At 40.0% G+C, this 13543-nt stretch carries 7 protein-coding genes and 1 pseudogene; 1 reads left to right on the top strand and 7 read right to left on the bottom strand.

All coding sequences use genetic code 11. The features are described from left to right. Nucleotides 1–660: 660 nt before the first annotated feature. Nucleotides 661–1674: a serine hydrolase domain-containing protein gene (locus EJK17_RS02310; RefSeq protein ID WP_168180709.1), complete on the top strand. Its 1014-nt coding sequence runs from the start codon at nt 661–663 to the stop codon at nt 1672–1674. A 34-nt stretch (nt 1675–1708) separates the two neighbouring features. On the opposite strand, the gene EJK17_RS02305 is transcribed toward EJK17_RS02310, so the two are convergent. The 7 genes and pseudogenes from EJK17_RS02305 to EJK17_RS02275 form a co-directional block, all read right to left on the bottom strand. Then, nucleotides 1709–4540, bottom strand: coding sequence for a DEAD/DEAH box helicase (locus EJK17_RS02305; RefSeq protein ID WP_103660523.1), 2832 nt, complete (start codon nt 4538–4540; stop codon nt 1709–1711). A gap of 86 nt (nt 4541–4626) precedes the next feature. Continuing rightward, nucleotides 4627–6046: pseudogene (locus EJK17_RS02300) on the bottom strand (APC family permease). A gap of 92 nt (nt 6047–6138) precedes the next feature. Continuing rightward, on the bottom strand, nt 6139–6966 hold the full coding sequence (locus EJK17_RS02295; protein WP_103660524.1) for an exodeoxyribonuclease III: 828 nt from the start codon (nt 6964–6966) through the stop codon (nt 6139–6141). Between the two features lie 391 nt (nt 6967–7357). Beyond that, the gene (locus EJK17_RS02290; RefSeq protein WP_103660525.1) at nt 7358–8200 is read right to left on the bottom strand and encodes a fructosamine kinase family protein; all 843 of its coding nucleotides are present in this window, start codon (nt 8198–8200) and stop codon (nt 7358–7360) included. Between the two features lie 203 nt (nt 8201–8403). Next, the gene (locus EJK17_RS02285) at nt 8404–10761 is read right to left on the bottom strand and encodes a Rib/alpha-like domain-containing protein (RefSeq protein WP_103660526.1); all 2358 of its coding nucleotides are present in this window, start codon (nt 10759–10761) and stop codon (nt 8404–8406) included. A gap of 29 nt (nt 10762–10790) precedes the next feature. Beyond that, nucleotides 10791–11006: a hypothetical protein gene (locus tag EJK17_RS02280; protein WP_103660527.1), complete on the bottom strand. Its 216-nt coding sequence runs from the start codon at nt 11004–11006 to the stop codon at nt 10791–10793. A gap of 1 nt (nt 11007) precedes the next feature. Then, nucleotides 11008–13254 (bottom strand): pectate lyase-like adhesive domain-containing protein, encoded by a 2247-nt coding sequence (locus EJK17_RS02275; protein WP_342769160.1) that lies wholly within the window; start codon nt 13252–13254, stop codon nt 11008–11010. Between the last annotated feature and the right edge of the window lie 289 nt (nt 13255–13543).

Here is a 13543-nt window from a genome sequence, read left to right as displayed (position 1 = left end):
GACTTCATTTCGATTTCTTAAGATCTTTGTCTCAAGATTTATTGCTTGCGAATTGACTTCGCTTCTTTGTTTGGGTTTTTACACCCGCACACTTTTAGCGAAACTTTGTTCAGTTTTCAAAGTACTACCTGTTGTCTCATCGACAACGCATTTAATAATACTCGTTACTTGACTTCATGTCAAGCACTTTTTTATTTTATTTTTCTGCCGTTCAGCGACGCTTTCGCATCACCCGACGGCAGTTAAATATATTACCCTTTGTTTCTCTTTTCGTCAACTATTTCTTTTCGTTCGGATTAGTCCGTGATTTACGGATAATAATTTAATCTAATAACAGCTTTTATCTTAAATTTGCTGCTATTTTCCTCTTACTTAATTGAATTGTTAGTGATTTACTAATTTTTAAGTAAAGAACTAGTAAAATTTTTTCAATTTTTATTTAAAAGCAGTTACAATATCGTTAAATATCTCTTGAACAGTACCTCTTATGAATAAGAAGTTCTATAATATGACTAATACATTTCTAACGAGGAGCATCATATTTTGAAACATAAATTACTTACTCTAGCTGCTGCTACATTAGCTTTGAGTAGTACGGCCTTTAGTACCGCCCATCCAGCTCATGTTGCAAAAGCAGCAACTCAAGCAGAAAAAAGTGAAATGCGTAGCTTTGTCCGCAATACTTTACAAAAAAATCACGTTCGTGGCAGTGTCGTTGTCATTAAAGACGGCACCCCTCAGCAAATAAGTTACGGCTATGCTTGGTATGGTAAAAAAATCGGTAACGGCAATAGCAAGGTAGTGTATCCAACAGCATCCCTGCAAAAAGTAGTTACCGGTGCAATGATTGTGCAATTAATTAATGAAACAGCAAATACTGACCAAGAATTTAGTCAATACACTAAAATCTCACGTTGGTATCCTAATGTTGAAAATGCCGACAAAATTAGCATTGGTAATCTTTTAACCCACACTTCTGGAATTCATGCTACTGGAACTGAAGTTAACCGCGGCCGCAACTATTCAGAAGATAAAGCTATTCAGTGGGTCATCAACAACATTAACTCTACCCCTGAAGGTAAAGTTGGGTCATACTTTTACAACAACTCCAACTATATCTTGCTAGCAGGAATTATTAGTAAAATTACCGGTAAATCTTATGAAGAAAACTTCCAAGAAAGAATTGTAGATCGGCTTAATCTTAAGAGCACTTTCCTTTACCAAGATATTCCTTCTAGCTTAACGGACCCAATTTCTTACTATTGGAATGGTAAAAATTACCAAGACCCTAGCTACGTAAAAAGAAGTTTAGCTTCTCAACTTCCTGGCGCAGGCAATATGTTCTCAACACCAATGGATTATTACCGCATCCAAGTCGGTCTAACTAATGGGTCAATCTTAAGTAAAGCAGACTTCAATTACCTTACCCACTTAAAAACAAGAAATGAAAAAGACTATTCTGGCGGAGTTTACTTAAAGAACAATGATAATTTAAAGATGGCTTATGGTAACTTGGCCGGAACTCACTTTGGCAATTGGTTCCAAATGACAACTGATAATCAAAACGGTTTAGTCATGTTCTTAAACCAAACAACTGATAGCGAAAAAGCCAACAAAGTTGTCGGCTATGAAATCTTGAACCATATTAAGCCTGACACCTTTAGCAGTAACTAAATCGCACACAAAAAGAGCGCAGATGCGCTCTTTTTTATTCGCCAAATAATAAATCATTCATGGTGACAGTTAACGGCTTTAACAGCAACAAGTCCATCCCCACTGCCGCCTTTTTCTTCGGACCAATTTGCTCTTCTTTAACTGACTCAGGTACTATTTTAGCCTCACCTAAATAAAAGAATTGCTTACCGGCAGCATCGCTGCGCTTAACAAAGAGATGTAATTTCATCTGCTGAGCTAAAAGCCGCTGGACCTCATCTGAATCTAGATGCCGCGGGCTACGCGTATACCAGCGCAAACTCCGACCGTTAATTAAGCGATTATCGTACACCGCATTTCTCTTCTCCTCATCATTTTTTTGATAAGTGATAAAAATCGGCGTTTCAGTTTCGCCTACACGATAGCCATACATTGGTGCACTCACATCCAGTGGCCAATTAAGTAACCGGCAAACATCTTCACGATCATATTGCTCATAAAGGGTAAATTGCTGGTCGCCACGATAAGCCTGAGTCATTTTCAAGCCTGTCACAATGGCATCTTGCAGCAATTTTTTAAATTCAGAATTAGTCAGATTCTGCTGCAAAATTGGCGATAAAGCATAGTCATTTTGCGTAAAAGTTATTAAAGTTGCCCCACCATATTGGGCTTTTTTAGTAGTTTTGCCACTTTTAACCTCAAAAAAGCTCAGGCTTAAAATCTCTCGCACTGATTGTAAGACCTGCTCATTAACATAGGCACCATGTTCCTTTAAGGCGGCAATGTATTCTGCTGAGCTAACTCGCCCTTGTGCCAGTAACAACTGCAGCAGCACCAATTCATGTGGCCGTTTACCGTTTAACAATTCCTTAATTACAAACGTCAGCATCCCTTTCTGACTTGCAGTCAGGGTAATTTGCTCACCCATTTTTTGTAAAAAAGTCCCGTAATTCGGCAAACTATGATTTTGTGCAAAAACTAATGGCGAAGTTGAGCCATAATCGGCAAAATCCTGCAGTAGCGGCACGCGACCAATCTTTTCTTTCAGTTCACGATAGGACTTACGCAGCTCTTTTAAACCATCCAATTTGATTTTATCTAAGGACGTTAAAATCTTTTCTGCCGCAATCTTGCTAAAGTTAATGGTCGACAGGCCTATAAGACTGGGCAACATTGTTTCGCGCCGCACTCGATCTACGTCCCGGCTGACATCATGATTTAAGGCAATTGGAATTAAGAAATTGTTGCGATAATTTCCGATAAAGTCTAAAACAGTCACAAAACTCTTACCAGGATATTTTCGTAACCCTCGTCCTAATTGCTGGATGAAAACAATGCTGGACTGGGTATTACGCAACATCACGATCTGGTTTAACGAGGGAATATCGACCCCTTCATTAAACAAATCAACCGTGATTAAATATTCAAGTTTTCCCGCCTGCAAATCCGCAATTGCTGCCTGCCGTTTTTTAAAACTGTCTTCATTGGTTAAGGCTACTGCCGGATGCCCTTGCTCAGTAAACTGCTGGGCTAAACTGCGTGCTTCTTCCTGCCGGCTGCAGAAAACAAGGCCTTGCACCTTTTCTCCACTATAGCCGTAATAAGCCAGTTCCTTTAAGATATAAGCTACCCGCTTTTTAGCAGTTAAATAGCGCAAAGCTGACGTTTCATCAATCACTTGTCCGTCTGCTTCGTAGTCTTGCACCCCAACATAATGAAAAGGCGTCAGCATTTTTTCTTCTAACGCATCCCGCAAGCGGATTTCATAAGCTAAATGATAGTCGAAAATTTGGTAAACATTGCCTTCGTCCATCCGCTCGGGCGTGGCCGTCATCCCTAATAAAAATTGCGGCTGAAAGTAGTTTAAAATTTTTTGATAACTAGGAGCAGTGGCCCGGTGAGCCTCATCAATTAAGATGTAATCAAAGTCTGCCGGATCAAATTGAGCCAACACCTGCGGCTGACTTAAAGTCTGCACCGTCGCAAAAAGATATTGGCAAGCAGTATCATGTTGATCTCCCGCTAAAATGCCATAATTACTGCGGTCTCCGCCAATTACACGATAAAAACTCTCTAATGACTTCTGCGCAATCTGCCGGCGGTGAACCACATATAAAAAGCGCCGCGGCTTAAACTGCTTAACTGCAAAAGCCCCCAGGTAAGTCTTACCAGTGCCAGTTGCCGAAACAATCAACCCACGTTTTGCTCCTGCTTTAACCAAAGCCGTCAAATTCTTTAAGGCTGCTTGCTGCATCGCATTCGGAGTGATTTTTTCTGACGATACAGCCTTAGATTTACTTGTCGCTGTAAGCTGCTGCCAATTTGCAGCATAATTATGTAACCACTCTTTCGTCAAAGGACTACTTTGCGCTTCTAAGCTAGCAAGTTGCCGCTTAATTTGGGCCACAAATTCTCCTTGCTTGGTTGAGGATAATTTCATCGACCATTCAGTATTGCTGAGTAAAGCTGAACGCGTAAAGTTGGCACTGCCAATAATAGCTGTTTCATAAGTGCCATGATCGAATAAATAACCCTTAACGTGAAAACCATTTTCCTGCACAATCCGGATTGCTAAATTCGGAATCTTACGCAGTTCCGTAAAAACTCGTGGCTGATTAAAGCCCAAGTAAGTCCCGGTAATTAACGTCCCCTTGACGCCCTTTTGGGCCAATTCAGCCATCACTAACTTAAAGGGCACTAACATATCTGGCGTAATAAAAGCCACGCCCCAAGTAAAACTCTTGCAGGTCAACAACTCCCGGCGTAAAGTGAGCCAGATTTTATCATCTGCAGTATTAGTTAATAGCTGCGGGCCCAATAATTCATGACCGGGATAAGCTTGATCATATAGACTATTTAAAATTGCATCTTTCAGTGTGTCGTTCATCAGTAAAATCCTTTCGACCACTATTTTAACCAAATAAAAATAGAAGCCCAAAAGTTGAGCTTCTATTCTAAATTTTTAATATTTAATTACCAAGTCCACTTATTCTTATAACGATACAGTACTAGCGGAATAATTAAGACCACGATACACATTGCTGCCAGCAAAATGACATAAGCCGTCCGTAGGTTGGCTGGAGTACCATTAGCGGGAATAAAGGTGACAAAGAACGCAACCACCGTAATGATCATCGCAATGCAAGCAATAATCGTACTTCTTAATGGACTCTTGGACATGTAATAAGTGCGGTGCAAATCTTCATGTTCATGCTTTAAGACAATGTAAGACGTTAGCATAATCATGTACACCATCAAGTATTGCGCAGTTGTTGCAGCTAGGGAAACGTTGAAAGCAAAATCAGCATCTGTACCACTGGTAAAGGTAATTAACACTGAGGCGACAGTTACAATCAATGATTGTAAAACCATCAGTCTAAAAGGTACGCCGCGCTTAGTTGCCTTAGCAAAATATTTTGGCATGTAGTCTTGCTTAGCAGCTTCAAACATCCCTTGGTTAGGGCCGGCAATCCAGTTACCTAATTCACCAATCACCCCGCAAGCTAAGAGAATACCTACAACTTTTTGTAATAGATCTCCTGGTAAGCCAATTGTGTTTAGCAACTTACCATAGGTATAAACAAAACCGGTACTATTTTCGATTTCATTCTTTGGTACAGTCATTCCGATAGCCATACTTCCGAGTAAGTCAAAACAGATAGCTGTAGCAGCCAAGCCGATCATTACTTTGGCATAAGAACGAGGATGTTCCAAGTTCTTAACGTGCGGTGCTGATGCTTCCCCACCACAAAAGGCTAACATAAACGGTACAAAGGCAACTAAAGTTGCACCATCTAAATGATGTGGAATTACGGTCTGCCAATTAATTGCCATATGTAATTGATGCCCTTGCAAGACATAAACAAAGAAAGAATCAAGCAAATTACAGGTAAAGCAATTCCTAAAATGAAAAGCCATTCCGCAATTTTACCAATTTTTCTAACGCCAATTACTTGAATCGCCGTTGCACCCCACAGAATAACCATCATCAAAATAAAACGCACTAGCGGCGTCGTATTAAACCATGGCGTATTCAGGGTAATCGATAGAGCACCAATGGCAACATACATCATGGTACACATGCCGACGGTAATATGGACCCACTGATAGAACATTGCGACCCAACCGGTCTTCTCGCCCAAGGAACCTTTCACCCAAGTGAAAATTCCGCCTTCGGCCCAGCCGTCAATTGACGCCATTTCGCCGGCCATTTGGGTAATTGGGATAAACCCGCTATCAGCAAATAAAACAGTGCTGTGGGGCCAGTTTTGCCGAATGGCGCCAATTCATTAACAGAAATTACCATCGAACTTGTCATTGCAAACAGCTTAAAGGCCGTTAAGCGATTATAGACAATATCTTGTTCGAGGCTCCAGTCGTTTTCTTTACTCACACGCTCACCTCATAAAAAAATCAATATGAGTTAATTATACACTTTAGACCAATTTAAAAAAGCATTATTTTAAAATGCTTTTTTTAATAATTTTATAAAGAAATGTCTAATAAGATCGGGCAATGATCAGCTCGGCTTCCCGTGTCGATCATTTCAGACCGCTTTACTTTATCAGCAATTCGGTTGCTAGTGAGCCAATAATCAATTCTCCAGCCGGAGTTGTTGGCCTTAGCCGTCCGAACTCTTTGAGCCCACCAGGAGTAGACGCCTTCGACATTGCCGTTGATTTTTCTAAAAGTATCGGTAAAGCCGGCATCTAGTAAAGCAGTAAAATCGCGGCGTTCTTCATCGGTAAAGCCGGCTGAGTGGTGGTTATTTTCGGGATGTTTCAGATCAATTGGCGTGTGCGCACAGTTGTAGTCCCCACTGGCAATAACTGGCTTTTCTTGGTCTAACTTTTGTAAATAAGCAATGTATTTTTCATCCCAAGCTTGTCTTTCAGCTAACCGCTTCAAGCCATTGCCTGAATTTGGCGTATAAACCTCCGTCACAAAGTAATCAGGGAACTCGAGGGTAATTATCCGGCCCTCTTCATCCATCGGCTCTGGGGCCCCAATAACTGGGTAGGTGGCCTTAGGAGTTAAGTCCTTCTTATAAAGATACATGGTTCCGGCATAACCCTTGCGTGCCGGTTCTTCTGAAGAACGCCAAACATAATCATATTCTGGGAAGTCTTCAGCCAAGACAGTTTGATGTTTCTTAGTAGGACCAGTCGCCCGCAATTTTGTTTCTTGAATGGCAATAATATCGGGATCTAAGTCGTGAATTTTATGTAAAACTTCGCGCGTCTTCGCAGCACGATCAGATGTCCCAGTTAAAGCCGCATTTAATGAATCAATATTCCATGAAATTAATCTCATTTTCTCTCCCCTTTGCTCTTTCTGTTTTCTTTACTTAAGTATAAACAAAAAAAGCTCATGATAGACTTTTTCTATCCTGAACTTTTTAAAAAAGGGAGTTGTGTTGAATGAGAATAACGAGAATTTATTTTTTCATTAGCTTTCTCAACTAATGGATGTCCTATTACATGATTGTTTTAGGGATTAGGATGATGTGTATCAATCATGTTAGGGAATAACAGGAACATCTATAAGCAATAAGGAATTTGAAGATCATAAATCGATCTTAGTTTCTTGCTATTAGACGACCTCCTTTGTTTTTTTAGGTTTAACATTTCTGCTATGTTTATAGAATATCAGCGGAGTGACACAATGTCATTATTTTTAATTGGCCTTAAGAAAAAATTTAGAATCAGTACTGCTGCAGGATTTCATCGACTTCTGGACCGTAACTTTCACCGAATAAATCAAGGTGCATACACAAGTAATAGAAACGATACCAAGGAAGGCGGTCTGCAATTCCAGGCTTAATTGGGTAGACTTCGTTATATGCTTGATAAAAATCGGCATTAAAGCCGCCAAAGACAGTCGTCATCGCCAAGTCAAATTCGCGATCAGCGTAAACGGCATCGGGATCAATCAAATAAGGTTGCCCTGCCGCAAACATGACGTTGCCAAACCAAAGGTCACCGTGGCAAAGGCTGGGTTGAACGGGATGAGCTTGATAATAAGCGTTAAACTTTTCTACCATTCTTTGAAAATGTTCTTCGCGAAAATCATTCCAGCGTCCTACTTGTCTGGCATATGTAACTTCCGGCATGAGGCGATGCTTAATATAAAAATCAGGCCAACTAGCATTCCAGTGATTATCTTCTTTCAGAATTTTAGTTTCATAATGATCACCTAAGCCAAACTGATCACGGTGATGTTGGTGCAGCTTAGCCACTTGCCGGCCTAAATCTGCTTGACTACCACTACTTGCATCCAGCCAGTTCAAGAGTAAATAAGCATCGCCATGAATTGCGCCACTATGAATCGGCGTTAAGGTGTTGACGCCAGCTGCCGCAATTTCTTTTAAGCCGTGCTGTTCATGGTCAAAGTAAGTTGCGGGGTGATGTGGCTGCACTTTCATAAAATAATCTTGATCTTGAGTATGAAGACGATAGGCTAAATTAATATCACCACCGCGGACTGTTTCACATGAAATAATGCCCTTAATCGGCAGCTGCTCAAGCCATTGGCGTGTTAACTTCATTAGCAATCCCTCCTTTTTATCATGATAAAACAAAAACCATGAACTTTTAAACAAGTTCATGGCAAAAATTCTGAATCCTCTATCAGCTAAACCGATAGCACAATTGCGTTTTTATTTGATTATTTAACTCCCTAAGCTAGGCCTTATATCTCAAATATAAAGATTCTATCTTAGTTAAATGACATTTTTGACAATTTTATTTTTTAGAAATTACGCTTTTTTCTGCTGGCAAAACCAAACAAACTACCAACTGCAGCAATCGCAGTTCCGATTGCAGCGATTAAGCCATTAGACTTGCTGCCAGTTTGTGGTAAAACCTTAGCTTTGCAGCTTACCTTGTTAGCAGCCATTAAAGCACGCTTGTTAGCAGCAACTTGTTCAGCCTTAACTGGACCAGCAGCCCATTTTCTACCTTCTTCTGAGCGGTTAAGTGGGCCATTGTTGTTCCACTTGTTGCTCTTCTTGGCATGCTTTTGATCCATTGCTGGAGTCTTAGCTGCGTGTGGAGCTGGAGCAGTCTTGTTTTCATCCTCAGGAGTATTAGTTGCATGAGGAGTTGGAGCTGGTTGATCTTCATCTTCAGGCTTGGCCGAAGTTGGTTGTGGTTTTGGCGTGTCTGGAGTTGGAGTAGGTGTTGGCTCTGGTGTATCAGGACCAGGAGTTGGATTTGGAATTGGGAATACTGGTTTATCAGGTTCAACTATTGGTTCACCTGTTTCACTAGCATTCTTGGTGTAATTGATGTATTGATCAAGATCAATTTCACCGTTTATTTGGTTAGCATGCTTAATTGTTGGCTTAGCCACTTCAGCGGCAATCCCATCTGCTTGAGAAGGAATCACTGTGTAACCAGAAATTTTCTTTGCGGCAACTGCAGCAAATTCACCAGATTTTGGATCAAGTACAAAAGTACCTTCAATTGGTTTGCCATCTTTAGTATCAGCATAAACCTTAAACTCTACAGGTTGATCAACTGGAGTTGCCAAATCAACATCTTCATGACCTTGTTCAACAAAGTGAACATGGCGAACCAAGGTTACATCACCGATGTATTGATGATGTTCAATAATATCATCTTTCGTAACAGTGATTGGTCCAGTTACATCCTTAGTAGTTCCATCTGGATAAGTAACAGTTACTGTACCAGTAATAGTACCAGGTTTAGTAACATCTGAAGTTTTCTTCCATTCGACTGTTGTATTACCGCCTGGGCCTGGCTTAATGTCAGTACTACCAGGATTAATAGTCACAACAGTTGTTGGATCTGGAACTTTACCAGTTTGAGTTGTTGGAGTTGGCGTTACCCATTGTGGATTTGAAGTAATGTAGGTAACTTTTGCTTTACCTGTGCTTCCATCTGGATAAGTTACTTGAACTGTATCAGTTTGGGTACCAACTTCAGTTCCTGGAGTTGGCTTGTTAATCCAGTGAATATTAGTTGAATCTTCTGGATAACCAGTGATAACAGTTGTTGGATTGGTATCAATATCAGGTTGTCCTACTGAGTCGTAGATTGTCTTGCCTTTAAGATCGACGACGACAACATGCATTCCAGTAGCAACTTTAACGCCACTGTCAAAAGTGACATCCACTGCTGAATCATATGAACCAGGGTTATTAGTATCTACTTTAAAGTCTCCGTCTTGATCCCAAGTTACTTTTCCATAACCTTGATCATATTCTGATGGAAGGCCTCGCTTGGCATCAGCTTCTGTAAGGGAGCTACCTTTATTAATATAGACAGTCCCACCTTTTACATATGGTGCTAATCGCGCTGTAAAGTCAATACCTTGATTTTCGTCAATTTCAAGATCAGCAACACCATCAAAGTTTTTGCTCATATAATTAATTACATAATTATACACTTTATTTGGATCCATCAAGTCACCGTTAGCTGTATGAGGTGGTCTAACATTTACAATTGTAGTTGGACCATCAAAGTGTCCAGCAATAACTTCACCGACAGCACGATATTTAACACCATTTTTAAGGTAGGTGTCTTTATCTAAGCCAAGTTTTGCAAGTTGAGCATCTGTTAATTCAAGAGATTTAAATCCTAAAGCTTCATAGTACTTTTGAATAATAGCCGGATCCGTAATTGGAACTGCATTTTTGATTTCCTCATCTGACATACCTTTATTATTAATGTCTTGAGGTGCTGCTTTTTTATCTTGAGTAGTTCCAACATTCTTAGCATCGGTAACTTCTTCATTTTTACTGTTAACTACTTCTTTATTTTCATTGGATTTTGAAGTAGTTTCAGTTGAATCAGCTACTTTTTGATTTACTTTAGAAGCATCAGAGTCAACAGGTGTAGTTACCTTTGAACTATCTACCCTTTCATCAGCAACTTGTAAGCTTGACTTATTAACCTCATCAGCGCTTTTACTAATTTCTTCAGTCTTTACTTGATCAGAATTAGTATTTACATCAGCTTGAACAGTGTGATTACTGAAAATCATTACTGTTGTTCCAAGTAAAACTGATGCAACACCAATAGTTAACTTACGTAAACTAAAATGTTGGTGGTCTTCGCTTCTATTTAAAAAATTCTTTTTCATACTTTTCTCCGTTATGTTTTATTAAAAAATTACTCTGCATCTTTCCAAGCAGAGTAAGTAACTCTGCCTGTTTGACCTTCTGGTATAGATAAGTCAATAATACGATTACGATACTTCTTAATTGTGCCCTCTTTACGAGAAACAGTTCCATCATAATCAATATACTTCTGCCTAAAGGTCACTTTTCTGTATAGGGTATGATCATTTTGATTTTCCATACCGTATTCTATTTTCTTATTAGCCATACTAATTTTTCTCCACAATCCATTTAGTCAAAGTTACTCGTTGTGGATCACCAACTGGATACTCATAATCAGTGTACTTAATCCGATAATGAACCATCAATCCAGTTTTGTATGCAACTTTACCATTATAATCAATGTATCTTTGACGGAATGGCGTAACTCTATAGAGGTCCTTATTATCTTTATGATCTCTACCATCTTCTACACCAATGACATCAACATAAGGATTCAATACTTGGTAAGTACCGTCATCGTAGTTGACTTGGACTTGACCGTAGGATTCAGCTTTTGGTACGGAAATATCAGGTTCTCTACTCCAAGTGATATCGCCAATACCGAAGCGATCTACGGCAGTTGTATCAGTCATGTCAGCAGCTGAAGGCAAAGTAGAAGGATCGTTTTGGTTTACCTTAGCACCTTCATTCTTAACAACAGCGCCCAAAACTCTTACTGGGACAACTACTTCCTGGGTTTTACCGTTAACAGTAATCTCTACTTTACCGCTGCGGTTTAAGTCGCCCTTAGTAGCAACTGAAGTATCAGGTCCTGCTACCCAGTTGATGGTGTAGTTCTTAGGTGCCTTAACTGTGTTGCCTGAGCTGTCTTTCCAAGTTAAAACAATGTTATCAGTGTTAAGTGATGGTGATTGGTTAACATTAGCGTTAACGTGGGTAGTCAAAGCATTGCTGTCACTGATGCTTGCAACTGGAGTTGCAAAAACAGTACCAAAGACAATTCTTCTTGCTTTCCACCAACTGAAGTTGTTGTTAAAGCTTTGGTGTTGTTCAACTGACTTACCATCAGTAAAGGCTACCGTACTGGTTGATTGATCAAACTTCGTGTCCTTATCGTAGAATTGTCTCCAGTTAGATACTTTGCCAGTGCTTTGACCTCTAAGGTTGTAGTTAGAAGTATAGTTACCCATCTTGTTTTCAGTGTGAAGATGGTTAATGTCCCAAGTAAAGTCTGCCTTGTTACTGAAGTTATCAGCTTGCCATTGAGCTAATGGAACTGCATCCCCGTTAATGATGGCAGCGTTAGAACCTGAAATGTCGTGTCCACCTTCAAGACGAAGCAAATTACCGTGTTGGTAATCAGTTCTTTGCAAGTTGACATATTTAACATTGCCAAAGTTGACGTGGTCTTCTGAACGAATACCAAACATAGCAATCATACCCATGGTTTGGACATTGCTGTCTTTACCTAAGTATGGAGCATATTCTTCAGGTGCTACATCTTTACGAGTACCTTGGGCACCATCTTGCAAGTCTAAAGTAGCACCGTCTTTTTGACGAACAATTCTAACTGTAGCGTCTTTATCAATGGTGAATGAGCTATTACCATTGTCATACTTGTAGTTACCAATACTGATTGGTGCTACGTGAGTACCAAGGTTGACGTCGCCACCCCAAGCTACTTTGCCAGCGTTATCTTGCTTAGTTCTAATATCAAGAACAGCGTTAGGTCTAACTTCTAATTCACGTGGGGCTAAAATTGCAGTTGAGTTACCGTCATCCATGTTCATTTCAACATGAGCACCATCGGCAATAATCATGTTTGCCTTATCCGCAAAGACAAAGCCCTTGATGTTAGTGTAAGTTTGGTCAGGGTTGAACTTAAAGTTAGCACCTGAGCCAATTACTACGGCATCGTTACTGTCGTTGTACATGGTTCTAACAAAAGCACTACCACCAACATTCCAAGTGGTGTCATTTGCAACCCATGAAGCTTGACGAAGCTTAACGTTAACGTTAGCACCATCAGCCATCTTTACGCTGTGAGCGAAGATAACATTTTCGTCTCCTCCTTCAAGGGTAGAATCAATATTAACGTTACCTGCTAAGACAACGTTAACAGCATCAGTTTGAGCAAGTTGGTGACCTTTGAAGTTAACATTATCAAAGGTAATCGTGTCTCTCTTTGAATATTTAACGTTAACGTTTCTAGTAAAGATTGGGGCAAAAGTATTATTAGTAGAAGTAATATTTACGTTCTTAAATACTAAGTTCCAATCAGTACCCTTATTTTGGTTTTGATCAAACAACCCCATAAAGTGACGGTTAAAGTTTAAGGAGTATTGATTATCACCAGCACTAGTAATTACAAGATTTCTAGCAATGCCGCGTTGATCATAAACAATCTTATCGCCACCGCGCTTGTCAACATTGATATCGTTATCCAAAACGATTTGGTCAACATCACTGTCCTTAAAGGCACTATCAAATTGGTTCCAGTCACTAACGTGAATTGGGTTCTTGAAAGTGTCAGGAATGTTGGCCTTTACAGTAGGAACGATTGTTGGCTTAGCTGCTTCTTTCTCTACTTTTTCCGCAGCTTTTTGTGCAGTAGCTTCTACTTGTTGGTCACTATTAGCATTAACCTTTTGGCTCTTAACATTGTTAGCAGTTGCAACAACGTTTTGAGCTTTAGCTTGATTGTTAGTAGCAACAGCTTGTTCGGTGTTTTGCTTTTGGCTTTCACTAGTTGGTCCGCCAAAGAGACTACCGAAAAAGCCGCCCCATGAAAACTTACTTTCA

The sequence above is a fragment of the Lactobacillus xujianguonis genome, from assembly GCF_004009905.1.
In the GTDB taxonomy this organism is placed as follows: Bacteria; Bacillota; Bacilli; order Lactobacillales; family Lactobacillaceae; genus Lactobacillus; species Lactobacillus xujianguonis.
The sequence above is the reverse complement of the archived record's forward strand: the minus strand, read 5'-3'. Positions and strand labels throughout refer to the sequence as shown.

Bases quoted from the DNA above. Each gene is read 5' to 3' on its own strand.
- EJK17_RS02310 (WP_168180709.1), top strand. From the start codon at position 661: ATGCGTAGCTTTGTCCGCAATACTTTACAAAAAAATCACGTTCGTGGC.
- EJK17_RS02305 (WP_103660523.1), bottom strand. From the start codon at position 4,540: ATGAACGACACACTGAAAGATGCAATTTTAAATAGTCTATATGATCAA.
- EJK17_RS02295 (WP_103660524.1), bottom strand. From the start codon at position 6,966: ATGAGATTAATTTCATGGAATATTGATTCATTAAATGCGGCTTTAACT.
- EJK17_RS02290 (WP_103660525.1), bottom strand. From the start codon at position 8,200: ATGAAGTTAACACGCCAATGGCTTGAGCAGCTGCCGATTAAGGGCATT.
- EJK17_RS02285 (WP_103660526.1), bottom strand. From the start codon at position 10,761: ATGAAAAAGAATTTTTTAAATAGAAGCGAAGACCACCAACATTTTAGT.
- EJK17_RS02280 (WP_103660527.1), bottom strand. From the start codon at position 11,006: ATGGCTAATAAGAAAATAGAATACGGTATGGAAAATCAAAATGATCAT.